The sequence below is a fragment of the Paenibacillus sp. MAH-35 genome, assembly GCF_058135425.1.
On record NZ_JBYUPU010000009.1, the window covers coordinates 180,369 to 206,250 of the forward strand.

Sequence of the window (25,882 nt, forward strand, 5' to 3'; positions counted from 1 at the left end):
ATCAATCGAGCTCGATCGCCCAATTGCCGTCGCGGAAAATCGGTTCCGCCCGGCCGTCTGCGGTAATGCCGTCGATATTCATGCTGGACGAGCCCATCATGAAGTCGACATGAATGAGACTGTCATTGGCGCCGCGTTCGGACAACTGCTCCTTGCTCATCTCCGAACCGCCTTCGATCGTGATCGGATAAGCGCGGCCGAGAGCGAAATGGCATGAAGCATTTTCGTCGAACAGCGTATTGTAGAAAATCAGGTTCGTATCGGAAATCGGCGAACGATGCGGCACAAGCGCCAGTTCTCCCAGCATGCGCGCCCCTTCGTCAGTGTCGAGCAGCAGCTTCAGCGTCTCGTAACCTTTCTCGGCGGTAAAGTCGACCACCTTGCCGTTCTCGAACCGGAGCGTGAAATTGTCGATCAGATTGCCTCCGTAATTCAGCGGCTTCGTGCTGCGTACGGTTCCGTTCGCCCCGTCCTTGTGCGGCATCGTAAATACTTCTTCCGTCGGCATATTCGGGTTAAACGTGACGCCCTTCTCGTTGTCGGTCGAGCCGCCGTGCCAGACGTGGTTGTCCGGCATATTCACCGTGAGATCGGTGCCTTCTCCCTTATAGACGAGCTGGCGGTACTGCTTTTTGTTCAAATAGTCCACCGTTTTGGAGAGGCGCGCGTTGTGCTCCTTCCACTCCTGCACCGGATCGTCCAGATCGACGCGGGTCGCTTTCAGGATCAGCTCCCACAGCTTGGCGACCGCTTCGTCCACAGGCAGACCGGGGAACATTTTGGCGGCCCACTCGGGTGTCGGAGTCGAGATCAGCGACCAGGCGACCTTGTGCGCCATCGTATAGTGGCGCCAGCCTTGAAGCGCCGTTCCGGCCGCTTTCGTAGCCGCCGCCACCCGTTTCGGATCGATGTCCTTCAGCAGGTCCGGATTGGTGGAATAAATGCTCAGGAAGCCGGCCCCGTTCGCCGCGAACTCCTCCCAGCCTTTCGCCCGGAACATCGGGTATTCGCTGAGCGCTTCGTCCGGCGCGAGCTCGTACTTGATTTTCGTAATCTCCTCGTCGTTCCACTCCACGTGCACGTTTTTGGCGCCTGCCTCGTACGCTTTGCGGGTAATTTTGCGAACCAGCTCCACCGCAGTCAGCGGCGCGGATACGACCAGCGTCTGTCCCTGCTGCACGTTAATGCCTACGCGTACCGCCAGCTCCGCATATTTCTCCAGATCCAAATCCGTTGGCATCGCAATCGCTCCTTCCAATTCGAATCGTTATGTAGAAATGTTGAAACGCCGGTGAATGAATTCCGCTGCAAGCCCGGATGATGCCTGCGATTGCCGTTGTTCCCTGATTTTTTTAACTATCATTTCAATGTGGAAATCTGGGAACCAAATGCAAACGCTGACGCTTCTACGGCACCCATCAAAGCCCTCCGCTATCATTCACCGGGCTTTTGAGTGTACCCGGTGTACTTGCACTATATCATGCTCGTCTCGGATTTTCAAAATCCGTCCCCAACAAGTTTTTCACAAAAAAGCGATTTTGTGTTCATCCGTTTTTGATGTAGAATTGAGTGTGATCCTACTATTAGAAGACTGAAAGGTTTGAAGCCAATGAACGTGGTCGTCTCCAGTCTGAACGCCAAATACATTCATACCTGCCTGGCCCTGCGATATTTGAAGGCGTTTTGCCGGGATGAATTCGATATCGAGATGGCTGAATATACGATTAAAGATCCGGCGATGAATATCGTATCGGATCTGTTCCGGCGGGACCCGGACGTGCTGGGCTTCTCCTGTTATATCTGGAATATCGAAGAAACGATCCGGGTCGTGCGGATGATGAAGAAAATCAAGCCGGAGCTGAAAATTGTGCTGGGCGGACCGGAAGTGTCCTACGATACCGGCTATTGGATGAACGAGCTTCCCGAGGTCGATTTTATCGTCATGGGCGAAGGGGAGGAGACGTTCCTCCATCTGCTGCGCGAGATTTCGGGCGACCGCAAGTACCATTTTGTATTCGGCGTCGCTTACCGGAACGCGGGCGGCGAGGTGTGCGTCAATCCGGGACGGCCGAAGCTGAAGCTGGACGATATTCCGTCCCCGCACCGTTTCGCCGAAGACGAGGCGGCGCTGCCGAACCGCGTCGTTTATTTCGAGACGAGCCGCGGCTGCCCGTTCAGCTGCCAGTTCTGCTTATCGAGCATCGAGGTCGGAGTCCGTTACTTCGATATGGAGCGGACGAAGGCCGATCTGCTGCATCTGATCGATTCCGGGGCGAAGCTGATCAAGTTCGTCGACCGCACCTTTAATATTAAACGCGACTATGCGATGGAGATTTTCCAGTTTCTGATCGACAACCACCGCGGCTGCGTGTTCCAGTTCGAGATTACGGCCGACATCATGCGTCCGGAAGTGCTCGACTTTTTGGCCGAGCATGCGCCTCCGGGCATTTTCCGGTTCGAGATCGGGGTCCAGTCGACCAACGATATGACGAACGAGCTGGTGAAGCGCCGGCAAAATTTCTCCAAACTGACCCGGACGGTTCTGAAGGTGAAGGAGAGCGGCAAGATCGACCAGCATCTCGATCTGATCGCCGGGCTGCCGGAGGAAGATTACGACTCGTTCCGCCAAACGTTTAACGACGTATTTGCCCTTGGGCCGGAGGAGCTGCAGCTCGGATTTCTGAAAATGCTGCGGGGAACCGGTCTGCGCCATGACGCCGACAAGTACGGCTACGTGTATATGGATCAGGCGCCTTATGAGATACTCGGCAACAGCATCCTGCCGTTCTCCGACCTGATGCGCATCAAGCGGGTAGAGGACGTCCTGGAGAAATATTGGAATTCGCACCGGCTCGACCGCACGGTCCGGTATTTGATCGACCGGCAGTTCGATTCGGCGTTCGACTTTTTCCAACTGTTCGGCGACTACTGGGAAGAGCGCGGCTGGCAGAAGATCGGTCATCAGCTTGAAGATTTGTTCGAGCGGCTGCAATCGTTTCTGGAGCGGCGGGGGACGCCGGACCGGGACGTTGTGCTCGGTCTGATGAAGCTCGATTATTTCATGAACCACAGATACAAGCCGCGCAAAATATGGTGGGACTTCGCTCACGACAAAAATGCGCAGTCGTCGTATTTCCGCATAATGGCGGAACGTCCGGAGCAGGCTTCGTCCGGATTCGCCGCTCTGGGGATGAGCGAGAAAGATCTGTACAAGCACGCCGTGCTGGAGACGATTCCGTTCGATCTACCCCGTTACGAGGCGGAAGGGACGATCGACCGCAGCCGGAGTACGCTGCTTGTTGTCGTATACGCGGCGGACGGATCGGGGCCTCAGTATTTTACGATGCCGATGCCGTCGCGTGAAGCGGAGTCCGTTGTCCGGAACTAACGCCGATTCACTCCAGGAGGAGCCTATGATCGAGAACGAACACCGGTGGCTGCAGTGGGCTCAGCGCATTCAGGCGATCGCCCAGACGGGGCTGACCTATGCGAAGGACGAGTACGATCTGGAGCGGTACGAGGAGCTTCGCGAGCTTAGCATCGAGATGATTATGGAGCAGACCGGGCAGCCGTATGCGGTAGTCAAGGAATTGTTCGCTTCGGAGAGCGGATATCCGACGCCGAAGGTGGATGTGCGCGGCGTCGTATTCGAGGACGGGAAGCTGCTGCTGGTGAAGGAGCGATCGGACGGGAAATGGGCGCTGCCCGGCGGCTGGGCGGATGTCGGGTATACGCCGAAGGAATCGGTGGTTAAGGAAATTCGCGAAGAGACGGGGCTGGAAGTGCGGGCGGTCAGACTGCTGGCCGTGCTGGACAAAAAGTGTCATCCGCATCCACCGCAGCCTTTTTATGTTTATAAGATTTTCATAGCGTGCGAGCGGATCGGGGGACGGCTGCAGCCCAGCCTGGAGACGTCGGAGACGGCGTATTTCGGCGAAGACGAGCTGCCTGAGCTGTCGCTCGACCGGAATACGGAATCGCAGATCCGATCGATGTTCGAATATATGCGGAACCCCGGTAAAGAGATCGTTCTCGATTGAGGCGGCTGGGGCATAGGTGGGGATGACCGGGTGCAGACCCTGAAACGGATTTTGAGGATATCTACGTTAAAAGGGCGTCTTCGGTTGTGGGTGGGCCTGCTGATCGCCGCGATGTGTTTGCTGATCGTGCTGTTCATGTCCCTCCCCGTCAAAGTCATCAAGGAACGGGAGATCCATGCCGCGCTGAAGGAAGCGATCGAGGTGCAGCGGCATTTCATCGATAACTGGAAAGCGGAGCGTGCCGCGGATGTCGACTATTTGGCTTCCTTGCCGGCGAGCCGGTCGCTGCAGCTCGATGAGATGAGCAGGCAGATCGAATTGTTCCGGCAGTCGCATGCCGAGTTCGACTCGATCAACTTTGTCAACGCTGCAGGGAAGATGTACTCGGCGAACGGAGGAGGGTTCGAGCTCGACGTATCCGACCGGAATTACTTTACGGCTGCGCGCAGCGGGAACCGGTACGTAACCGAAGTGATGACCGGCCGGGTGAAAGGACAATCGATCATTGCGTTCTCCTCCCCGGTCCGCAGCTACAGCGAGGAGTTCGCGGGAGCGATCGTCGCCACGGTCAAGCTGACGACACTGGAAGGCATCGTCAACAGCTTTCAGTTCGGCGAAAGCGGCGAAACGTTTCTGCTCGACCATCACGGGTATCGGATTACGAACTCGCCTGGCGGATCGGGAGTTTCGGAGAAGGGCAGACGGTACGATACGGAGATTTACAAGCGGGCGATCGCCGGCGAGCTGACGAGCAAGGCGTACAACAATGTAAACGGCGAGCCTGTATTCGGCGCCTATGCCTGGTCCTCGGACGGAAGGTGGCTGATCGTCGGCGAGACCCGGACGGTCGATATTTATATGCCTTACTGGAAGCTGCTCGTCGTGATGGGCCTTATCTCCGGCTTGGTTCTGCTGGCCAGCTATGCCGCCGCTCTGCTGATCACCCAGCCGGTCGTCGATCTGCTCAGCGCTCTGCTTCAAGGCACGAACCGGATTCGGGAAGGGAAGTACGGATACCGGATCGATCCGGCTTCGTTCCGCACCGCCCCGATCGAGCTGAAGGAGCTGTCGGCGAATTTCAATATGATGTCTGACAAGCTCCAGTCGACGGTCCAGCTGCTCAAGGAATCGGCGGTCGTCGATCATCTGACAGAAGTGTACAACCGGCGGTTTCTGATGAACGAAGGGGCGAAGATCGAGGAAGCGTCGGCCAGGGCCGGCAAGCCCTCGTGCATTTTGATCGTCGATGTCGATTACTTCAAGCAGATCAACGACAAATACGGTCATCTGACGGGAGACCGGGTGCTCAAGCATGCCGCGTCGCTGCTCGTCGCTTGCGTCCGCAAATCCGATGTGGTCGCCCGCTACGGCGGGGAGGAGTTTATCGTGCTGGCTACCAATTGCGATATGAGCCACGGCCGGGAGCTGGGGGAGCGCATCCGGAAATGGTTTCTGAGCAGCCCGTACCGCGAAGAAAACCTGGAGATCGGCGTTACGGTCAGCATCGGTGTATCGCAGACGCGCCCGCACCGCACGTACGGAACGAATACGCTTGAGGATATGATCGAGCGGGCGGACAAGGCGCTGTACCGGGCGAAAAACCAAGGGCGCAACCGGGTGGAGTGCGACGATGCAAGCTGCGAGCCCGAGCCGTAAGAGGGGCTGTAATGGAAACGGCCGCTTGGAATCGGAGCGATTATCGGAAATAGAAGACCGCGTCTGGAACGGATTGGCCGTTCGGAGGACGCGGTCTTTTTTATTCTGGGCTCGTTCCTCGTTTCTCGTTCACCGTCATCGTCCCGGAATCCAAGCGTTGGCCAATTGTCCGATTCCATCCTCGATCTGTGATTCGCCGAGCCCTCCGAAGCCGAGCAGCACGGTGCAGGACGGTATCTCCGGATCGTCTCCGATCCGATACACAGAGGTCGGATAGACGCGAACTCCGGCTTCGCCGGCGAGCCGGATGAGCTGTTCCTCGTCCGGACCGTCTGCCGCTTCGAGCAGCACGTGCAGTCCGGCGCTTCCGCCGATGAGGCGGAAATGCGGCTCCAGCCGATGCTTGACCGCCGAGGTAAGAGCGGCGAGCTTGCGCTGATAGACGCTGCGCATTTTGCGGATATGCCGCTGCATGTAGCCTTGCGTCATGAACAGCTCCAGCGTTTTCTGGTGCAGCGGGGACGCCAGACGGTCGAACGGATGAAGCGCGGCTCGCGCGAAGTCGGCGAGCGCTGGCGGCAGCGCCGTGTAGCTGAGCCGGAACGCGGGCGCCAGCGCGCGGGAGAAGGTGCCCATGTAGATGACCGAGCTCGCCGTATCCAGTCCTTGAAGGGACGGGATCGGCAGACCCGCATAGCGGAACTCCCCGTCATAGTCGTCCTCGACAATCAGGCCGCCCGTCTCCGCCGCCCAGTTCAGCAGTCTCCGCCGCTTGCCGACCGACATGACCATGCCGTGCGGAAACTGGTGCGACGGCGTCGTGTAGACGAGCCGGGCGCCGGAGTCGTACAAGTCCTCGATCCGGATGCCGTCCGGTTCGAGCGCAAGCGGCACGAGCCGGTAGCCGTGCAAGCGAACAATCGCGGCGATGCCGTTGCTGATCGCGCCTTCTACGGCGAATGGCGTAGCTTCCGGCGAATAGGGCGTATTTTGCAGCAAACGGCATATTTGCTCGACCGAATGGTGTGTGCCTGCGCCTACGACGATGCGTTCCGGCGGACAGACGACGGCGCGCGCCCGGTATGCGTAGTCGGCTACCGCTTCGCGGAAGCCGGGCTCGCCGAGCGGATCGCCGTACCGGAACAAGTCCCGGTGCTCGGGCAGAAAACAGCTGCCGAGCAGTCTTTTCCACAAGGAAAACGGGAAGTGGTTCAAGTCCACGTCTCCATAGGCGAAATCGATCGCGATATCCGGTTGCCTGAGCGGGACGGACGGGAAGCTGCCGGTCCCGGAGAGGGAACGGGCGGAAACGCCGTCGTTACCGGTGCTGAGGAGGAGGGGTGCCGGACTTCGGCGTTCGAGGTCGGGCTCGGACTGCTGGATCGTTATGCCGCTGCGGGGACGGCTCTCGGCATAACCTTCGGCGAGCAGCTGCTGGTACGCAGCTTCCACCGGCGTGCGGCTTATACCGAGATGGGAGGCGAGCTTGCGGACGGAAGGCAGCTTCGAGCCGGCGGCCAGCCGACCGGCTTCGATTTCGCGGCGGATATGGCGGTACAACTGGCTGTATAGAGATTCGGAAGACGTATGGTCTAATAAAGGGAGAAGCTCCATCGGATGCGCCCCGCTCCTTTCTTCCCTTGAAGGAATCGTTCAACTGTCATCTTGAATATTGATAATCTGGATATTTTCGAAATGTCAGAATTGCCATATCGTAATAGTATCACGAACGATTCCGTTAACGAAAGGAGCAAACCAAGCCATGATCCCGATTCATCCCCGTATCGAAAAACTGCAGCCTTATGTGGCGGGAAGCCGCCCGGAGGAAGGCGTCCGCGCGCTCAAGCTGAACCAGAACGAGAACCGTCACCCGCTCTCGCCCAAAGTGGAGGCGGCGATCCGGACGCTTGGCCCGGAGATGCTGCAGGAATACCCGGATGCCCGCTGCGACCGACTCCGGGAAGCTTTGTCCGCCGTGCACGGCGTTCCGGCATCGTCCATTCTGTGCGGCAACGGGTCGAGCGAGCTGATTACGCTGCTGTTCCGCACCTTTCTCCGTGAAGGCGATACGGTGGCCATACCGGACCCGACCTTCGCCCTGTACGCCAATGTGGCGGATATTGCAGGCGTCCATGTACGCGCCGTGCCGACGGACGCGAACTTCCATATTGAGCCGCTCGCGCTGGCGGCCGCCGCTCCGCAGGCTGTCATTTTGGCCAATCCTAACGCTCCTACCGGGGTATGTGTCACGGCGGATCGCATCGAGAAGCTGCTGCAAACGTATAACGGGCTTGTCGTGATCGACGAGGCGTACATCGATTTCGCTCCGGACGGCACTTCGGTGCTCGGTCTGACCGAACGGTACGACCACCTGCTCGTGCTGCGGACGTTCTCCAAGGCGTATTCGCTCAGCGGAGCGAGAGTCGGCTTTGCGGCCGGCAACAAACGTCTGATCGACGCGATGCTGAAGGGCCGGGAGACGTTCAGCGTCAACGGGTTCGCCCAGCTCGTAGCCGAAGCGGCAGTCACCGATCAGGCTCACAAGAACGAGATGGTGGGCCGTATCCTGAGCACCCGTGAACGGTTCGCCGCATCCCTGCAGGCGGCCGGCTGGACCGTATGGCCGAGCACGACCAATTTTATGCTCGTCTCTCCCCCTCCCGGAAGCCTGGTGGCTCAAAAGGTGTACGAAGGGCTGCTCGCCCGGCATATTTATGTGCGGTATTTCGCCGCTCCCCGCCTGGATGACAAGCTGCGTATCAGTGTCGGAACGGACGAAGATATGGATCTTTTGCTGGATGCGCTGCTTCGGATCGAACGGGGCGGAGACGCGGCGATGAATCGGTAAGACGAGTTTGCGAAAGGCTGGCCGGTTGATGGCCGGCCTTTTTACTTCCATTTATAATCCTGCGTACCCATGTGCTGTTTAGAAAAACCTGTTTTTGGTTGAAGAATTGTACAGCTGGAGATTTTTCGCCGAAAGTAGCTTCTCCCCGATACGAGCGTGCTTTCAGTCCGGGAAGCAGGACGATTCCTTCGTGCAGGAAGGAAACGGATCGAGTTGGTTTCATCTTCGTTCGTCCCATGAAGGATAAGAGCGGTTTGGAACTTTTAAAATCGGCAAAAAGGGTGCTGCCCCCTCAAATGGTTGAAATAGGGGGTACAAACGAGACTGCCGATTCAATGTGGACAACCAAGTGGAAAGGGAAAAGATTACCTTCTGGCGAGTTTTGTCTGGAATTCCCTACCTTACAATCCTTATTCAATCAAGGGATTCCGGACAACCTGTTTGAGCAGAAGAAGGTAACTTTTCACTTGGAACGGCCTGCTAACACTTCTGCACAATGAATCGACAGCCTCACAAACCGCCTTTATCCACTTCAGTCTTTGGAATTGACTGCAAATAGGGTGCCAGGGACTCTAATTTTGTTACAGAGCCGGCGAATATTCAATTATTGGTAAAGTGTCTTACGGGCAATCCGCCTGATCGAACGGTATAATGAAACTATCGATTGTTAGCGCAAGCGCCGGAGGGGGAGAAACAAAGATGAGAGAATCGTCAGCGTACGGCGGCGGAAGAACGGCTGTGGTAGCCGGTGCGACTGGACTGGTCGGGAGAGAGCTGGTACGGCAGCTGCTGGAGGAGAACGCCTATTCGAAAGTGATCGCGCTGGTCCGCCGCACTACGGGGATGGAGCATCCGCATCTGGAGGAGCGGCTGACGGACTTCGATCGGCTCGAAGCGGCGGCCGGCGATTTCGCCGGAGCGGATCTGTTCTGCGCGCTCGGGACGACGATCAAGAAGGCGGGATCGCAGGAGTTATTCCGCAAGGTCGATTTCGATTATCCGCTGCGGTTGGCAGAGCTCGGCAAGCAGGAAGGGATTCGCTCGTATTCGCTGGTGTCGGCGATGGGAGCGAATGCCCGGTCCAGTATTTTCTACAATCGGGTAAAAGGGGAGGCGGAGGAGCGCATCGCGGCGCTTGGACTTCGTGCGGTGTTCCTGTTCCGGCCTTCTCTGCTGCTTGGCGAGCGTGACGAATTCCGCAGAGCGGAGCGGTTCGCTTCGGCTGTCGCCAAACCTTTGTCCTGGATATTCGCCGGTCCGCTGCGCAAATACAAGCCTGTGGAAGGGGCGGCGGTGGCGGCGGCGATGATTGCTTCCGCGCTGCCCGGAAATGCCGGAGTCCATATTCTCGAATCCGATGAGATCGCCCGCGTCGCCCGGCTGTACAACGCCCGCCATTCCCGGTAACGGGGATAGGAAGTTGATCGGATCGCCCTATGGCGAACGCTCGTCCGTGCCGCCTATAATGGGATGACAGCACGATTAGACGGGAAGGGGAGTACACCAGTGAACCAGAAAGCAAGTTCCGGCTATCAGCGCGCTCCAGCCGCCGCATTATCGCTGTGGTTGTGGAGCCGATTGCATAAATTCGCCGCGCCCCTGGTCGCCCTGCTGGCCTCGGCCTCGATCTTAACCGTACAGGTGGGATTGGCGGGAAAGCCTGCTTCTCAGCACGGCAGCACGAAAGCGACTTGGCTGTGGGAGGCGGAAAGGCTGGCGGACGCGCGCTCGCGAACGGAGATCGTGCAATTCGCGAAAAGTGAACAGGTTGGACGGATATTTGTACAGATCGATACGGATGCGGAGGTTAGCCATTATCGGCAATTTATCCGTACGGCGGCGGAGGCAGGCATCCGGGTTCATGCGCTGGCCGGCGCGCCGGATTGGGTGCTGCCGCAGCGGCGGCACGTCATGGCGGAGACGGTCGAATGGGTCCGCGCCTACAACCGTTCAGTCGAAGGAGTGGAGCGGTTCGACGGCATTCAGATCGATGTGGAGCCGTATTTGCTGGACGAATGGAAGCAGGAGCAGACCCGGATTGCGGCGGATTGGGTCGAAACGGTGAAACAATTTCGTCAGCTGGTCGATAACGCCGGAGGACTGCTGGCCGGCGCCGCGCTTCCGTTCTGGCTGGACGAGCTCCGCTCGCCGGGCCGTTCTGTTACGATGGCCGAGACGATCATGTCGGAGCTGGACGAGGTCGCGCTCATGACGTACCGCAATCGTGCGGATGCGGTAATCGGTTTGGCGGACAAGGAGCTCGGAATCGGCGACCGGATCGGAACCAAGGTATTCGTGGGCGTGGAGACCAATCGGACGGACGAAGGGGATCATGTGTCGTTTTACGGAGCCGATTCGAGCGAGTTGAATCGCCAAATGGCGGAGATTGAGGAGAAGCTGAGGAACCATCGGTCTTATGCGGGGATTGCGGTTCATGATTATACGGGCTGGAGCAAGATGAAGCCTTAACTGGGTTGCAGGCCGGGGAACGGAGTGGAGAGAAGAGGCCGTTTGGCCCGGAGGAGCCTGATTAGGGCTCCTCCCGGGCGACCGTGCTGCTTAAGCAGACGGTCGTTCCCGATTTGATCAAGGTCAGGGGATTGTCGCAGCGCAGCGGAGTTTCTTCCCGGAACGGGATTCCATAATTCTCGAAGCGGACCCGGTTCGACCAGCTGAAGGAGAAATCCGTTCGCAGCGGCTTGTCCATCGCAGCCAGCTCCGCGTACTGGGAGCGGAGCTTTTCGCTCCAATTCCACTGCTTGGTCGTATACGAGTAGGCAACCAGGGTAGCGTTAACCGCAAGCAGCCCTGCAAGAGCCCAGCCGCAAACCCGTGTCAGCTGCTCCCGCTTGGACAGCGGGTTTATTTGCGTTTGTCCGCGAATCGGGCGGAGCTGCAAGGTGCCCGGGTTCGGACGGGCCCGGACTACGAAGGCGAGCCAGGCGCAAGCGACCGGCACGACCCATACTTGCGGAACGTACCGGGCCCACCAGGCGGCCGGGTTGATGAAGGCCGAAGCGAGCAAAACGGCGATCACGGCGGAGACGGCGATTGTAGCGCCGGCGCTTAGGCCGTATGCGAGCATGAGCGCAACCGCGGCCATCAGCAGAATGCCGCCGAACAAAGGGCCGAAGCCGCCTACCGCCACGTCCGGCTCGCTAAAGACGGCTAGTTCTTTGGGCGAGACCGTAAACGGGACCTTGGTTGAGGTCGGCATTTTGTCGGTGCCGTTCTCGCGGGAGACGGCAAAATACGACACGGCGGCCTGCTCGAACCGGTTCAGCCTCTCCAGATTGCGCGGTGTGAAGTTTTCCATAATATCGACAGAATCCTTGCCTGCCAGCGGGTAGAACGGATGCCCTTTGCTCAACGTGTTCGTGACGTAAGGGTTATAGCCGACAGCAAGGACGGCGATCAATCCGGCGGCCGCCATCGTGACGAACATCCGTTTCATCGTTGTGAATCTTTCGGTCATGTACAGCGCGATCAGCAGTCCGATGCATAGGACGCCTGCATAACCGAGCGCGGTAAACTTTAAATTGACAGCAAACAGCAGAGACGCGGCAAATACCGTTGGAACGATCCATCCCGAACGTTCCTTTGCTATATCGCTGACCCCCTCTTCCCCGCTGTCCCGATTGCTGCGGGTTTTGCCGCTGAATAGAAGCGCGCCCAAGGCGAGCATAATCATCAGCGAAGACGACAGCATGCCGTCCACGTAATAGCTGAACGCCTGAGTGACGCTGATCGGATTGAACGCCACCACAGCTGCGAGTACGACCGCTGCCGCGGGGCGGAGGCGGCCGGCGCCGAGGGAGAGCAGGGCAGGAACCGCCAGCAGGAACGATCCGAAGATCAGCAGCAGGTTAATCAGCTTGCCGTGCTCGATGAGTCCGGTCGCTTTATAAAAAGCGGCGGCGGCGATCTCGGCCGCCTTGGCGTAGTGATTGATCCATTTCTCATGCGCCGTAGGCAGATCCAGCGGAGCGTCGTAGACCGGATTCCAGCCGTTGGCCAGATGGATGATCGCTTCCTGGTGGTAAGCTTGTCCATCGTAAGACAGATCGAAAAATGCACCCGCCACTGCAAAAGACACGGCGAACGGAATGACAGCCGCCGCAAGGGAAGACAGAAACAGCGGGATCGGGCGATCGGGATCGTAGTGTCTGGCGGCAAACCACCCGAAGGCGACCGTTCCTGCCGCACTGATCCATAAGAGAAGCGGCGATACGGGCAGCTTCACGAGAAAGCCCGCCGCCGGCAGTACGAACAAGAGGGAAGTGAACAACACAAGCATCATTCCGGAAATTAAGCTAAGGGTCAAGAGTCGGGTCTTCATCGTCATCTCCTTCTCCGCATGTTGTTAATTAGCAGGTTCGGTCTCACGGTCTCTCCGCTGCAGGCGGGAGGCGGCAAGAGCAGAAAGCCTTTGCTGTTGCCGTAGGTGTAGGCGGACAGCTCTACATCCATAGCGATATGCACCAGGCTACCAGCGTACCTACCGCCAAGCCGCCCAGTACTTCGGTGCGCGTATGGCCCTGTTTCTCCCGGAGCGGCCGGTTGGACCGCTCGCCGCCAAGGCTATGGCCCAGGCCGGTGCCGGTTTCATCGGCGGCAACGGAGTGCGGCCGGTGCCGGCCGGCCGCGGATAATGCGTTGATCCGGACGGCGGCTTCTCCGACGGCGCGCCGGACTCCGGTAGCGTCGATGACGACGATCATCGTCACGGCTACCGCTAGTCCGAACATGGGCGAGCCGAACCCCGCTTCGAAGCCGGCGAGTACAGCCGCCGAGGAGATCACCGCCGTATGCGTGCTCGGAAAGCCGCCGTTGCCGATATGGCTCCGGGCTTCGGCTCCGTATCGGAGCCGGTTGACCGCGTATTTGATGCAGCCGGATGCCACCCAGGCGGCGACCGGCGTTATAGCGAATAACCATTCGTTGCCGTAAGCGTTCAGGGGCAACGCCTCCTTTTTTCCGTGATGTCTGTCTCGAGTGGGCTTGTCCCGTTATGAACGGGCGATAAACAGGACGCCGCACGAGATGAGCCCGACGCCGACCCATTTTTGGACCGATACCGTCTCCTGAAAAAATATCGCTCCCGCCGCCATCACGACGATATAGCCGAGGCTGACCATCGGATAAGCGGTGCTGAGCGGAAACTTCTTCAAGGCGAAGAGCCACAGCAGAAGGCTGAATCCGTATGCGGCAAGCCCGGCCCACAACGGCCATGACGACAAAGCCCGCAGCAATCCCGGCACAGCCCCGGTCCCGCCTGCAGGATCGCCCGCCGGGGAGACGCCCCATTTCAGAAACACCTGCCCGAGCGCACCTAGCAGAACGGACGTGATCAGTACGGCTACGTTCATCTTTCTCCCCCCTTTTAGCGAGCCGATTGGTTATTCCATATACACCAGGATAAACGCGACCGAGAACGCGTACAGCACGACGGTCAGCAGAATCGGCTTGTCCTCGAGCAGCACCTTCTCCGGACGTCCCCCTTTGCCTTCCATATGGATTAAGTACAAATAACGGAATATGCCGTACAGGACGAATACGATCGTCCACATCAGATGGATCGTGTGCCCGGATGTAAACGTAAATAAGGCATAGCTGATCAAAGTGGCCGTCGTAACGATGCCGACGAGCTGGTTCAGCAGGTCTTGAGAGTAATAAGCGAGCACTTTGCGGTGGGCGGCTCCGTTCGTCTTCAACAGGTTGAGCTCGTGCTTCCGTTTGCCGATCGCCAAAAATAAAGCAAGCAGCAGCGTACAGACGAGAAACCACGGGGTAAGCGGCACGCCGATCGCCAGGCCGCCGCCGATCGCCCGCAGCACGAAACCGGAAGCGATGAGCAGCAGGTCGAAGATGACGACGTGTTTCAGCTTAACCGAGTACAGCACATTGACCGCAAAGTACACGATAACCGTAAAACCGAAGCTGACTCCCAGAGCGAAAGCCGTCCCGATGCAGGCAATAAGCAGCACGCAGCCGAAAAACAGCGCGGCATGAGGGTTGATCGCCCCGGAAGCCATCGGGCGGTGACGTTTCTCCGGATGCAGCCGGTCGGACTCGCGGTCGGTGTAATCGTTCATGATGTAGACGCAGCTCGAGACGAGACAGAAGAGGACGAACGCTACGACGGCTTGACCGAGCATGGCGACGGAGGCGCTTTTCACGGAAAAGATGAGCGCGGCGAAGACGAGCAGATTTTTCGTCCACTGGCGCGGACGCAGCTGGCGGATATAAGCGACAGCCGGGTTGAAGGCCGGTGTCGGCTTTTCTTCCTCCCATTTGGCGTTAGCGTTGAAAGGGGCCATGTTTTTCGTTCTCCTTTGCTGGTGATGACGTATCGTGCAGGTTCTCCGGCGCTGCCGGGCGCGGCGCGGTACGGCAAGGCGCAGCTCCCGGGGTGCAGCGGTCGTGCAGCTTAGTTAGCGGTGAAGCGTCGCGCCTGACGCTGGTTAGCCGTATGGCCCGGAGTCCAGGGGGCGCTTGGCGATCATTTGGCACGGGGACCGGGCAGAAGGAGCGGGAGGCGCGACGCCGGACACGGCAGTTCGGCAGCGCAGCGCGTCGGCTTGGCTTGTGTGCAGCACAGCAGGCAGAGCGCAGATACGGGTACGGCGTGGAGCGCCCGCTGAGCGATACGAGCATCAATGAATAAAGTAACCCATGTCTCAGCATGAGCCGCCCAACCCGCACACTCCGCACCACGATAAGAGATGAGAGCAGCTCTTATTTAGCTGAAAAGCGTCGATTTCGCGGAAATAAGAGTTGCTAGAAGCTCTTATCCAGCTCGGGGACGCCGAATGTACTCGGAAACGCCGATGTGCCTAGAAACATCGAGTTGTTCGAAAGCACCGAATGTCCCGGGAACGCCGAAGTTACTCGGAAGCACCGGCTGTGCTCCCGGACACTGGGTTGTCCAGAAACGTCGTAGCCGGCCGCGAGCAATTTCCACTCATCCGCCTCCCCGGCCCGATCCCCAAATGCCCAGCAGCTCTCCAACAACGAAAGAGAGTCGGATCGCGCTGCTCTTCCCGGGGCTCCCTTTCTTTCGTCATTCATTATAACGAACATGTATTTCATTATAAAGAACGAAAAACGTTAGAATAACGAAGGAAACGATGAGATACTAGCGAAAATGTTCACTATATGAAACAATAACGCGATTTTCGAATTTTTTATCGAACGATAATTTAGGTATACTAGTATCGTCGTTCTCAATAAAGAACGAATAACCCTACAAACAAATAAACCTTAAGCCGACGGAAGGTGATGGAGAAGGAGTGTTGCTGGGATGCCACTGAATGCTGTATCAGCAGTTTTACCGTTCGTGTACGCACTGTGCGGACTGACCGCAGTCGGATTCGCCGCCCTTTACGGCTTACGGTTGCGAAACCGGCGGCGCGGGAAGTTAAGCACCGCTTATAGGGAGAAACACCGCGAATATTTCAATTACGTAGGCGCAAATCTGGACGGCGAGGAGGCGCTTCGCCCGCCTGCCGGTTCCCTCGAGCCGCTCGAGCTTCGGGTGATCGGCCGGAAGTTAGAGGAATGGATGGAAGGGATCGAAGGGCGGCACCGCGACCGGCTCGCCGAGCTGTGCCTCACGCTCGGCCTGGTCGGCCTCGAGCGCGGCCGGCTCCGCAGCCGGCTGCCGTGGGTGCGCATCGACGCCGCCCACCGGCTCGGCGCCATGCGGGCCCGCGAAGCGGCGCCGGAGCTGCTGACGCTGCTCGCGCTAGAGCCGCCCGGCCCCGCCGGCTTCGTCATCGCCCGCGCCGCCGCCAAATGCACGCGCTCTGCCGACGACTTGCGGCAGCTCGCGGAGCTGCTGGCGGCGCGGGCTCCCGGCTCCCGCGAGCTCGCCGCAGACATTCTCGCCTCGTCGCCGCTTGATCCGCAGCCGCTGTACGCGGAGCTGCTGCAGTCGGACGACGAGCCGCTCATCCTGCTGGCGCTCGCCGGTCTCGCCGGCGGCGGCCGGCTCGCCGCTCCCGCGGCGCTGGCGCGGCTCGCAGATGACTCGCGCAAGGAAGTGCGCGTCAAAGCGGCCAAGCTGCTGCTCGCGTATCCCCATCTGCTGCCGAACGGGAGGCTTGACGCCTTCCTGCGGCACGACGATTGGGAGATTCGCGCGGCAGCGGCCAAGGCGGCCGGCGAGCTCGGCAATCCGGCGAACGCCGTAAGGCTCCGCCGTTCGCTGCGCGACGGGCAATGGTGGGTGCGCCACCATGGAGCGGTCGCGCTGACGCAGCTCGGGGACACAGGTTTCCGGGTGCTCTGCGAGACGGCCGGCGCCCCCGACGAAAGCCCCGAGACACGCAAGGCGGCGTATGACGCGATCCATGAAGCGCTGAACCGGGCCTCGTCCCCTTGGACGGACAGCGAGTCGCTGCAGCTGGCGGTCCGGTGGAAGCGGATGGCCGCTGCGATGACCGCCGGAGGGTACCCTTCCGAGGCACAGCAGCCGGCATTCGCCGCAGGCGCGTCCGTCTCGCTAGCCGCCGCTTCTTCCGGCGGACCGGCTCCCGCGCCGGCAGCAACGGCTACAGGCAGCCGGCCGGCAGAAAGGAGAATTCGATGAGATCGCTTTTGCTCGGATACGGATTATTCGCTTCCGCTCTGATTATAGGCTCATGCCTGCTTTACTTCATAATCATGCTGCTTTCCCGGAGGACCGTGCTCGCCACGATCCAGAGCGCGGCGTACTCCCGGTTCCGGGAGCTGGGACATTCGGCTTACACGCCGCCCGTGTCCGTGCTCGTTCCCGCCTATAATGAAGAATTAACCGTACTGGAGAGCGTCAGATCGCTGTTGTCGCTCGATTACCCCGGCTATGAGGTCATCGTCGTCAACGACGGCTCGAAGGACGGGACGCTCCAGGTGCTGATCGAAGCGTTCGGCTTGCAGCCCAGCTCGGTGAGCGGCTACCGGCGTACGCTGCGCTCCCGGACGATCCGGCAGGCGTATCGCAGCCCGCTCCATCCGCGGCTCGTCGTCATCGACAAAGACAACGGGGGCAAGGCGGACGCGCTTAATGCGGGGATTAACGTATCCCGCTATCCGCTCATTGCGACCGTAGATGCGGATTCGATGCTGGAGAAAGATGCGCTGCTTCGGCTCGTCCGCACCTATATGGAAAATCCCGAGGAGCATATCGCGGTCGGCGGCAACGTACGAATCGCCAACGGCAGCACGATCGAGCACGGGATGGTCCGCAAGTCGAGAATGCCGAGACGATGGCTGCCGGCGATCCAGTCGGTCGAATACGCGAGATCGTTTTTGGGAGGCCGGATCGGCTGGAGCGCGCTGAACGGGCTGACGATCATTTCCGGCGCGTTCGGCCTGTTCCGCAAAGACCGGCTGATCGAGGTCGGCGGCTACGAGCCGGGATGCCCCGGCGAGGATATGAACGTCGTGCTCAAGCTTCACAAACGGATGCTCGATTTGGGATTGCCTTATTCGATCGTTTTTTGCCCCGACGCGGTATGCTGGACGCAAGCTCCCGATACGCTCGAGGTGCTGGCCAGCCAGCGGAGGCGGTGGATGCGCGGAAGCTTGTGGAATTTGGCCGCGTTCCGTTCCATGCTGTTTATTCCGAAATACAAAACGATCGGTTTCTTGTCGCTGCCCTACACGATCATCTATGAAACGCTCGGCCCTTACTTGCGGCTGACCGGTTTCCTGGCCTTGGTCGGCTACTGCTTGTTCGATATGACGAACTGGCCGATACTGGCTATGTTTATTGCGGTAAACGCGCTGGTCGGTCTCGTCTTTACATGCGGCGCGCTGCTGATCGACGAGATGGCGTTCCGGCGTTCGCCGGCCGGCAAAGATTTGGCCAAGACGATCGTTTGCTCGCTGCTCATGGCGGTCGGCTACGATCAGCTGCAGGCGTTATGGAAGCTCGCCGGACAATGGGAATACGTACGCAAATCCGATGCATGGGGCAATATGGTGCGGACAAGCTGGCAGGAGGGAGCGGACAGCTCGGCCGCCTCTCCGGCGGCGGCATCCGCGAAGTCGGGCAAGCAATCGCAGACGGCGAAAGCACCTGCCGTATAACGAACGATACGATAAATAAGGAGGACATATACAATGAATACACCACCTGCGGCATTACGAACATGGACGGAGAAAGGGCAGGGGCTGCCGGCCCCCGCCGGGCAAGTTGTAGGACTGGCCTTTCCCGGACAATGGCTGGAGCGGCTGCACGAGCTGCAAAGATCCGAAAGCGAAGCCTGCGGGCTGATCGCGGCGAGAATCGGCCGGCTCACCGGCGAGAGAGCGGAGGCGCTGGCGGCATCGATGGACCCTCTGACCGAAGGGGTGGCGCCGATCGTCGACTACTCTGCGGCTGACGGCTTGCTTGCGGTCTGGCTGCCCGGGGCGCTGCTGGCTTCCGCTCATTATTCGGCGATGGCGATCAAGCCGGTACTGGAGCAGCTGTCGCCGGAAGTCGCCGCGCTTGTCGTCACCAGCTTTCCGGAAAGCGCCGATCCGGCGGCCGAAGCGTTGTCGGAGATTGCAGCGATGCTGGACATCAGGCCGGCCCGGACGAAGGGCGAGGAGGCCGACATCGAGCTGTATGTCAAACCGTCCGAACCGGATACGGACAGCTCGATCGTCGTAGTCGATCATAACGAAGAACTGGCCGATCTGGTCCGGCTGCGCCTCGAGCTGCAAGGCTACGACGTTCATGTCGCGGCCGACGGTGTGAACGGGCTCCGGCTCGTCGAGGACAAGCAGCCGGATCTGGTGCTCACCGAGCTTTCCTTGCCCGGCATGGACGGTTATGAGCTGATCCGGCGCATCCGGCGGACGGGAGACGGAACCCGCCGGTCGAAAGTGATGGTGCTGACAGGCAAAGGGTTCGATATGGACGTTCAAGCCTGCTTCGACATGGGAGTAGCCGATTACGTGCGCAAGCCGTTCTCGCCGATCGAGCTGGAGGCGCGAATCCGGCGGCTGCTCGGGTAACACAGTCAGGAAATCAGGAAGGGGGGCTTTCCGTCGATGAATGCGAACAAGGGCTGGCTGTACCGGCTGCCCAAATGGATACTGCCGATTGTCGTGGCGCTCGCCGTCTGGCATTACTGGCCGGTTAAGCAGGTCGAGAGCGTAGAGCATGCCGACGGCTCGCGAATGAAGTTCCGGACGAACGGCGATTCGCTGGAGCAGTATAAGGACGGCCAGTGGTCGCCCTTTTTCGTTAAAGGGGTGAACGTCGGCGCCGCTATGCCCGGGCACGATCCGGGCGACTTGCCGATCTCCAAAGAGACGTACCGGAAATGGTTCGCGCAGATCGCCGATCTCGGCTCGAACGTGATCCGCGTATACACGATCCTGAAGCCGCAATTTTATGAGGCGCTGGTCGAATACAACGAAGAACATCGCGATCATCCGCTTTATTTCATCCAAGGAGTATGGGCGCCGGAGGAAGATTTGGCCGAGAAACGGGATGCGTTCGATCCGGACATTTACGACCAGTTTCAGAGCGAGATCGTCGAGGCGGTTAATGTCGTGTACGGCAATGCCGACATTCCCGAGAAGTTCGGCAAAGCGAGCGGCGTGTACCGGGTCAATGCGAGCCCTTACTTAATGGCTTGGCATATCGGTACCGAATGGGACCCGATCGCGGTCCGGGATACGAACGACAAACATGCGGAGAAATGGACGGAGCCGTTTGTCGGGGACCGCGTATCGGCCAAGCCGGGAGCGAGTCCGTTTGAGAACTGGCTGGCCGTTATGCTGGACGGCTTGGCCGTACGGGAGGCGCAATACGGCTGGCAGCATCCGCTGACGTTCACCAACTGGGTGACGACCGATCCGCTTACCCATCCCGGGGAAGTGCTTATCGAAGAAGATTTGGTCGGAATCGACGCGAACCATGTGGGACCAGTCGATTGGGCGGCCGGCTATTTCGCTTCGTTTCACGCTTATCCGTATTATCCGGACTTTTTCCGGTTCGATGAAACGCTCCGGGACATTCCGGACGAGTCCGGCAATCCGAATACGTACCGTTCGTACCTTCGTCAGTTGAAAGCCCATTTTCCGGACATGCCGGTTATGATTACCGAATTCGGAGTGCCTTCCTCGCTGGGCATCGCCCATGTCGGCACGCTCGGACGCGACCAGGGCGGGCATAACGAAACGGAGCAGGGCCGGATCAACGCTTCGCTGATGAAAGATATTTTCGATGAAGGGATGGCCGGAGCGATCGTGTTCAGCTGGCAGGACGAATGGTTCAAGCGGACGTGGAACACGATGGATTACGAGCTGCCGGCAAGCCGCCGCAAGCTGTGGACGAACGTGCTGACGAACGAGCAAAAGTTCGGGCTGCTCGGCATGTTCTCCAGCAAGGACGGCCCGCTTATCATTGACGGAGACGACAAAGATTGGGAGAAGCTGAAGAGCGGCGACAAGCAGAAGCTGAATGCAGGAGCGCCCGGCTACAAGGAGCTGTGGATGACCCACGACGAAGCTTACGTGTACCTGCTCGCCAAGCTCGACCAGCCGTTCGACCCGCAGCAGCGGACGCTGTATATGGGAGTCGATACGATAGCAGGGGGCAATAAGCACGGCAAGGAGCTGGCCGGGCGCCAGCTCGACGAAGGGCTCGAAGCGCTTATCTCTTTGGGCGCGGCGGAGGAGAGCGAAGTGAGGCTGGCCGCCAACTACGATTTCCACACCCGTCTGTACGGGAAAAAGTACGGCATGTTCGAGGTCGGGCCGGAAGTTTCGCAGGACGATTCGGGTGTTTTTGCCCCGTGGAAGCTTTCCGTCAGCCTGGAGCTGATCCCGCCGGATACGCGCAAGTACCATCCGTTCGAGGAAGTCCCGGTAGGGCAGCTGAAGCGCGGCACGAACAACCCGGATCTGCCTTCGGCCGACTCGCTGGTCATGTGGGAAGCCAAAGGCAATACGGTGGAGCTGCGCATTCCGTGGATGCTGCTCGGCTTCACCGATCCGAGCTCGCTGCAGGTGATGAGTTATGCCGACAAGGACGGCAAATTCGCTTCGACCGATACGAAAGGCATCCGGCTTGTGCCCTGGATTGCGGATAAGGCGACAGGAGAAGCCGTCGGACTGGAGGATACTTCTTCGGGCGGAATGTTTCCCGTATCGCGTCTGCCGGTCTACAGCTGGAACGCGTGGGAGGAGGTCGGCTACGTCGAAAGGCTCAAAGCGAGCTACGGCATGATGAAGCAGGCGTTCGGAGAAATGGGCGGGAACGTCCCGGCCCAAGACGGGCGCTAGCCCAAGGCCGGGGCAAAGCGCCATGATCCGAATAAGTGCGGTTCATTGCCGGGACTCCTTACTAACAAACGGTAGAAGGGCAGTCGTTGTATCGCAGATCAGGTTCGCTTAGTGGAGCGGCAGTTTCTTTCGTCTGGACAAGACGGAGAGCTGCTGCTTCTTTTTTTGCCGCATCGGCTTAGTCGTGGACGGGGAGCAGGGACAAACAAAAAAGCGGCTGCCTGTACCGGCGCCGCCTCATCCCGCTCATGCGGAGGACTTGCATGACCTGCCCTGGAAGAATATCCGACTTAGCGAGAGCGCTAAAGCAAAATGACACTTTGCGTGATGAGCAGCCGCTGACCCGCGGGCGCCCTCACCCGGAAATGTTTCGAATAGAGCGGCTTTCTTTGTGTGTGCAGCCGTACGGTTCGTTCAGCCGTTCACAAGCTCTGCTTTTTGTTGCGCCACTTGTTGTACTCGAGGAATTCCAGAAACTGTTCCTTGCTGATGCCCGACGCCATCGCTTCGCGGACGAGCTCCATCCATTCGGGGTCCAATCCGTCCGCCGAACTCTGCTTGTCGTGCAAAAACGTTTCAACCGGCACGTTCAAAACGGCGCATATTTTCTCGAGAAATTGAATGGAGGGATTGGACTGAATGTCCCGCTCGATCGAGCTCAGATACGACTTCGCCACGCCTGCTTTCTCGGCCAGTTCGCTGATGGTGAGCCCTTTCTCCAGACGAAGTTCTTTCACGCGTTTGCCTATCATGCGACTATCCCCTTTTTTCGCGTGCCAATCGCCGCTGTTGTCAAGTACCATCATACCAAAAACCACGTCTGGTTGCATGTGCAAAACGGACGAGATCGGTTGGAAAAGAACATTTGCAGACCGCCTGTAAGCGTTGCCACAAATAAACCCGGAAAAGCCGGCCTTAGTCAGGCTCGTCTCCTCCGGGCGTACACTCTTGAAGAAATTGACGTACTTCTTCTATGGATATGCCGATTTCTTTTGCCGCGATCATTAAATGAATCCAGTTCGGGTCCAGCCTGGTGTCGTGCTCGTGTTGCTCTAGTTGGCGAAAGCCTTGCATGCCGCACTCCCTCCTGTATCCTATGGATTGGTCGGTTGTCGCTTGTATGCAAGTGACGTCGTTTCATAACAGTTCGCGAACGTTCGCCGTTTTACGGGGGGTGGCGCCATGAATCGACATAAATTGGTATAGAAGCACCGGGTAAACGGGAGGTTAGGCGGACCTGAAATCCAGGGTCGAGGCGAGACCGGGACTGCTATGCCAAAAAACCTCCGATCCCGCTCAGGGGGCGGGGTTGGAGGTTCAGGCGCGGGGTACGGGGGACACGGTTTCCCATGAGCCGGACCCAGAACATGCTGTTTGCTGCCGTTCGTCTGCCGTTCGTACGGTGCGCAGCTCCCGGCGCGGCTTTTTCGCTGCAAGACGCGAACCGGCGGACGGTCGATCGGACAGGTCGATCGGACATATTGCGGCAGTCTGCGCGGCCGGGAAGCCGTCTCAGCCGCCGAACGCATCCCGGAAGGCGCGGGCGAGCTCCGCCGGCTCGACGTCCCAAAGCTTGGCGATGTCCGGGCACACATTTTCGTCCCACCAGTCGGACAGCAATTTGCGGTTGCTGCCGTTTTCCGCTATGAAGGACAGGTTCAGCACCACTTTTTTTAAATAAAGCTCTTCCGCTTCCGCGAGCTTGGCCGGGGGAACCCATATTTTCAGCCGTTTGATGGTACGGTATAACTCTTTGTTGCAGGCCCGGCGTATTTTACGCAAGTTCGGCAAATTCTGGTCATGTTTTTCATTTTTTTGGTTCATCATGCCGATCCATCCGCTCCTCTCTGCTACTAACCTATGCAGGGAAGGGCGAATGGGCTACTGCCGCGGCAGCGTCCGGATGAACCCGCTCAATCGACGATAATGTAACCGATCATCGGCCCGTTATGCGCGATATCGGGATGGGTGAGGCAGATGATCCGGTAAGTGCCTTCTTTGTCGGCTTTGAATGTGACGACGGTTTCCTCGCCTTTTTTCACTTCACCTTTAATGCCGAGTCCTTCGATGATAAAAGGATGGCTGGCTCCGTTCACTCCGTAAATGCTCAGCTTGACTTTATCGCCCTTGTGCACGACCACGGTGCCCGGGTCCCAGCGGTACGCTTCGATTTCTTTGCCGTCAGGAGTCGTCGATTTGAATTCCCCGGTTACCAGATGAATCGTACGTTCCACCGCTGCCGCGCCTGCTACCGGTTCGCTTTCCCTTTGACTCGCGTACAGGATGAAAGCCGACAACAGCACGAGCACGCCGGCCGCCAGCAGCAGATGTTTCCTCCGCAGCACGTACAGATTGGCGGAGGCCCGGCGCTTCGGTTTGTCCGGTATGAGGAAGTTGACCGGTTTGCCTCGTTTATTCGAATCGTAATTCAACTGCATTCCCCCCTTAAAGATCCGCATGCTTGTCAATCTCCACTACTAGCGTATGTGGGAGCTTGTATCCGCATGACTGCAGGAAACGGAATGCAGGCCCGGACGGCGGCCGGTCACCGCCATTGCTTCGGGTAGGTCACTCCCGACAGCCGGTGAACGGCCCAGGCGAGCAGTACGATCAATATCGAACCGATCAGGATCGGACTCCATAGAAACGACCAGCCCGAGCCGGAAAGCATCACGACGAGCGGGTCGGCTCCTGCCGGAGGATGGAGCGTCCCGGTCAACTGCATGGCGATGATGGCGCAGCCTACGGCCAGAGCGATGCTCCAGGGATGAGCTCCCGCGGTGTGCAGCAGGACTAGACCGATCAGGGTGCTGAGCATATGGCCGCCGACGATGTTACGGGGCTGGGCGAGGGGGCTTGCGGGCAGCGCAAACGCGAGAACGCAAGTAGCTCCGAACGGAGCCGTGACCAAGGTGAGGCCGGTCGCGTCGCCGAAGGAAATGACGAGCCAGATGGCCAGAAATCCGCCTAAGCCCGGGACGGTACGGGACAGCATTTGCCGGGTGCGGTTCATATGATGTTCCTCCTTAGCGGTTGATCTCCAGATTGCGGTTGCAGATCGGTAATGCCGATGATACCATAGGAATATCGATTCGAGTTACGAATGATTGCGATGCGAGCGATTTGTATTTGAAATGGGTGATAGTCAGGAGAGCGGGAGGGGAGGACTGCGATGATCGAAATGCTCGAAGGACGGTTCTTCAAAACGTTCGTGACGGTCGTGCAGGAACGCAGCTTCAGCCGGGCTGCGGAGAAGCTCGGCTATGTACAGTCGACGGTTACGGCGCATATCCGGCAGCTCGAGCAGGCAAGCGGCAAGAAGCTGTTCAACCGGCTGGCGCGCGGGGTCGAGCCGACCGAAGCCGGGGAGGAGATGGCCAAGTTCGCGAGCCAGTTCGTGCAGCTCGGCGCTTCGCTCGCGGAAGCGATGAACCGTCTGGAGGAACCCCGGGGCACCGTCTGTCTGCGCGCGCTGGAATCGTTTTGCGTCACGCGGCTTCCGCTTTTTTTCGGCAGCTTCTTCGCAACGTATCCGAACATCCGGCTCCAGCTGGAGACCGGCTTTTTCCGCGACGTCGTCGACAGCGTGGCGCATCACCGCGCCGACCTGGGCATCGTCTCCCAGCATCCGGGGCGCGCCGATCTCGTCTTTTACCCGCTGCAGGAGGAACGTCTGGTCGTGGTCGCTTCGCCGGAGCTTGGCGATCTGTACGATGCGGCCGGATGGGAAGGATTGAGCGGTGCGAGAGTCGTCGGCTTCGGCAGCCGTTGCGTCTATCAGACGGCTGCGGGCGAGCTGTTCTCGGCCAAAGGACTGATGGCCAAAGATGCGCTCGAGTTCGCCAGCCTCGAGATGATCAAGCAGACGGTGAGCTGCGGGCTTGGCGTCGCCCTGCTTCCCGAGATCGGCGTGCTGGAGGAGGTCCGTACCGGTGTGCTTCGCGTGCTGCCAGCCGAACCGGTCGTTCTGACCCACGGGCTGATCGAGCGCAGCGGACGGGAGCCGAATGCGGCGGCCAGGCGGCTGCGGCAGTCTTTGCTGGAGTTTTTCGGGAAAGTGTAGGCGGGG

Annotated in this window: 22 protein-coding genes; 11 read left to right on the forward strand and 11 right to left on the reverse strand. The window is 59.1% G+C overall.

All coding sequences use genetic code 11. The features are described from left to right. Position 1: 1 nt before the first annotated feature. Positions 2-1,240 (reverse strand): aminopeptidase, encoded by a 1,239-nt coding sequence (locus AC3Y2E_RS12410; RefSeq protein WP_379210599.1) that lies wholly within the window; start codon positions 1,238-1,240, stop codon positions 2-4. Between the two features lie 369 nt (positions 1,241-1,609). Between AC3Y2E_RS12410 and AC3Y2E_RS12415 the strand changes: the two genes are divergently transcribed. Genes AC3Y2E_RS12415 through AC3Y2E_RS12425 form a run of 3 tightly spaced genes read left to right on the forward strand, consistent with a single transcriptional unit; the run spans position 1,610 to position 5,696 of the window. Next, positions 1,610-3,388, forward strand: coding sequence for a B12-binding domain-containing radical SAM protein (locus tag AC3Y2E_RS12415; RefSeq protein ID WP_379210766.1), 1,779 nt, complete (start codon positions 1,610-1,612; stop codon positions 3,386-3,388). 25 nt (positions 3,389-3,413) lie between these two features. Continuing rightward, the gene (locus AC3Y2E_RS12420; RefSeq protein WP_379210601.1) at positions 3,414-4,040 is read left to right on the forward strand and encodes an NUDIX hydrolase; all 627 of its coding nucleotides are present in this window, start codon (positions 3,414-3,416) and stop codon (positions 4,038-4,040) included. A 30-nt stretch (positions 4,041-4,070) separates the two neighbouring features. Next, a complete protein-coding gene (locus AC3Y2E_RS12425) occupies positions 4,071-5,696 on the forward strand; it encodes a sensor domain-containing diguanylate cyclase (RefSeq protein ID WP_379210604.1) in 1,626 nt (541 codons plus the stop codon). A 135-nt stretch (positions 5,697-5,831) separates the two neighbouring features. On the opposite strand, the gene pdxR is transcribed toward AC3Y2E_RS12425, so the two are convergent. Beyond that, positions 5,832-7,310, reverse strand: coding sequence for a MocR-like pyridoxine biosynthesis transcription factor PdxR (gene pdxR, locus AC3Y2E_RS12430; RefSeq protein ID WP_379210606.1), 1,479 nt, complete (start codon positions 7,308-7,310; stop codon positions 5,832-5,834). Positions 7,311-7,458: 148 nt separating this feature from the next. Here pdxR and hisC point away from each other — a divergent pair, with 148 nt between their 5' ends. The 3 genes from hisC to AC3Y2E_RS12445 all read left to right on the forward strand — a co-directional run bounded on the left by hisC (position 7,459) and on the right by AC3Y2E_RS12445 (position 11,013). After that, positions 7,459-8,544 (forward strand): histidinol-phosphate transaminase, encoded by a 1,086-nt coding sequence (gene hisC, locus AC3Y2E_RS12435; RefSeq protein ID WP_379210608.1) that lies wholly within the window; start codon positions 7,459-7,461, stop codon positions 8,542-8,544. 699 nt (positions 8,545-9,243) lie between these two features. Then, positions 9,244-9,951, forward strand: coding sequence for an NAD(P)H-binding protein (locus AC3Y2E_RS12440; protein ID WP_379210611.1), 708 nt, complete (start codon positions 9,244-9,246; stop codon positions 9,949-9,951). Positions 9,952-10,050: 99 nt separating this feature from the next. Continuing rightward, on the forward strand, positions 10,051-11,013 hold the full coding sequence (locus AC3Y2E_RS12445) for a hypothetical protein (RefSeq protein ID WP_379210613.1): 963 nt from the start codon (positions 10,051-10,053) through the stop codon (positions 11,011-11,013). A 61-nt stretch (positions 11,014-11,074) separates the two neighbouring features. Here the strand turns inward: AC3Y2E_RS12445 and AC3Y2E_RS12450 are convergent, their stop codons facing one another. The 4 genes from AC3Y2E_RS12450 to AC3Y2E_RS12465 all read right to left on the reverse strand — a co-directional run bounded on the left by AC3Y2E_RS12450 (position 11,075) and on the right by AC3Y2E_RS12465 (position 14,864). Continuing rightward, positions 11,075-12,883 (reverse strand): hypothetical protein, encoded by a 1,809-nt coding sequence (locus tag AC3Y2E_RS12450; protein ID WP_379210616.1) that lies wholly within the window; start codon positions 12,881-12,883, stop codon positions 11,075-11,077. Between the two features lie 121 nt (positions 12,884-13,004). Then, positions 13,005-13,508 carry a divergent PAP2 family protein gene (locus AC3Y2E_RS12455; RefSeq protein ID WP_379210618.1) on the reverse strand — a complete coding sequence of 168 codons (504 nt, stop codon included), beginning with the start codon at positions 13,506-13,508 and terminating at the stop codon, positions 13,005-13,007. 45 nt (positions 13,509-13,553) lie between these two features. Then, positions 13,554-13,913, reverse strand: coding sequence for an SMR family transporter (locus AC3Y2E_RS12460; RefSeq protein WP_379210620.1), 360 nt, complete (start codon positions 13,911-13,913; stop codon positions 13,554-13,556). Between the two features lie 30 nt (positions 13,914-13,943). After that, positions 13,944-14,864 carry a decaprenyl-phosphate phosphoribosyltransferase gene (locus AC3Y2E_RS12465; protein ID WP_379210622.1) on the reverse strand — a complete coding sequence of 307 codons (921 nt, stop codon included), beginning with the start codon at positions 14,862-14,864 and terminating at the stop codon, positions 13,944-13,946. A 983-nt stretch (positions 14,865-15,847) separates the two neighbouring features. Between AC3Y2E_RS12465 and AC3Y2E_RS12470 the strand changes: the two genes are divergently transcribed. From AC3Y2E_RS12470 to AC3Y2E_RS12485, 4 genes are read left to right on the forward strand one after another with little or no spacing between them, the layout of a single operon-like run. Then, on the forward strand, positions 15,848-17,137 hold the full coding sequence (locus tag AC3Y2E_RS12470; protein ID WP_379210624.1) for a HEAT repeat domain-containing protein: 1,290 nt from the start codon (positions 15,848-15,850) through the stop codon (positions 17,135-17,137). Next, positions 17,134-18,618 (forward strand): glycosyltransferase family 2 protein, encoded by a 1,485-nt coding sequence (locus AC3Y2E_RS12475; RefSeq protein ID WP_379210627.1) that lies wholly within the window; start codon positions 17,134-17,136, stop codon positions 18,616-18,618. Before AC3Y2E_RS12470 ends, AC3Y2E_RS12475 begins: the two co-directional genes overlap by 4 nt. 33 nt (positions 18,619-18,651) lie before the next feature. After that, a complete protein-coding gene (locus AC3Y2E_RS12480) occupies positions 18,652-19,533 on the forward strand; it encodes a response regulator transcription factor (protein WP_379210629.1) in 882 nt (293 codons plus the stop codon). Positions 19,534-19,569: 36 nt separating this feature from the next. Continuing rightward, entirely contained in the window at positions 19,570-21,813 is a 2,244-nt protein-coding gene (locus tag AC3Y2E_RS12485; RefSeq protein WP_379210631.1) for a hypothetical protein, read from the forward strand. 422 nt (positions 21,814-22,235) lie between these two features. Here the strand turns inward: AC3Y2E_RS12485 and AC3Y2E_RS12490 are convergent, their stop codons facing one another. The 5 genes from AC3Y2E_RS12490 to AC3Y2E_RS12510 all read right to left on the reverse strand — a co-directional run bounded on the left by AC3Y2E_RS12490 (position 22,236) and on the right by AC3Y2E_RS12510 (position 24,826). Further along, the gene (locus AC3Y2E_RS12490; RefSeq protein WP_379210633.1) at positions 22,236-22,565 is read right to left on the reverse strand and encodes a helix-turn-helix domain-containing protein; all 330 of its coding nucleotides are present in this window, start codon (positions 22,563-22,565) and stop codon (positions 22,236-22,238) included. Positions 22,566-22,728: 163 nt separating this feature from the next. After that, positions 22,729-22,887 carry an anti-repressor SinI family protein gene (locus AC3Y2E_RS12495; protein WP_190929925.1) on the reverse strand — a complete coding sequence of 53 codons (159 nt, stop codon included), beginning with the start codon at positions 22,885-22,887 and terminating at the stop codon, positions 22,729-22,731. Between the two features lie 438 nt (positions 22,888-23,325). Next, on the reverse strand, positions 23,326-23,637 hold the full coding sequence (locus AC3Y2E_RS12500; protein WP_190929989.1) for a dehydrogenase: 312 nt from the start codon (positions 23,635-23,637) through the stop codon (positions 23,326-23,328). Between the two features lie 89 nt (positions 23,638-23,726). Further along, entirely contained in the window at positions 23,727-24,116 is a 390-nt protein-coding gene (locus AC3Y2E_RS12505) for a cupredoxin domain-containing protein (protein WP_379210768.1), read from the reverse strand. A 242-nt stretch (positions 24,117-24,358) separates the two neighbouring features. Next, on the reverse strand, positions 24,359-24,826 hold the full coding sequence (locus tag AC3Y2E_RS12510; RefSeq protein ID WP_379210636.1) for an HPP family protein: 468 nt from the start codon (positions 24,824-24,826) through the stop codon (positions 24,359-24,361). Positions 24,827-24,985: 159 nt separating this feature from the next. On the opposite strand from AC3Y2E_RS12510, the gene AC3Y2E_RS12515 reads away from it, so the two are divergent. Beyond that, positions 24,986-25,876, forward strand: coding sequence for a LysR family transcriptional regulator (locus AC3Y2E_RS12515; protein WP_379210638.1), 891 nt, complete (start codon positions 24,986-24,988; stop codon positions 25,874-25,876). Positions 25,877-25,882: the final 6 nt, after the last annotated feature.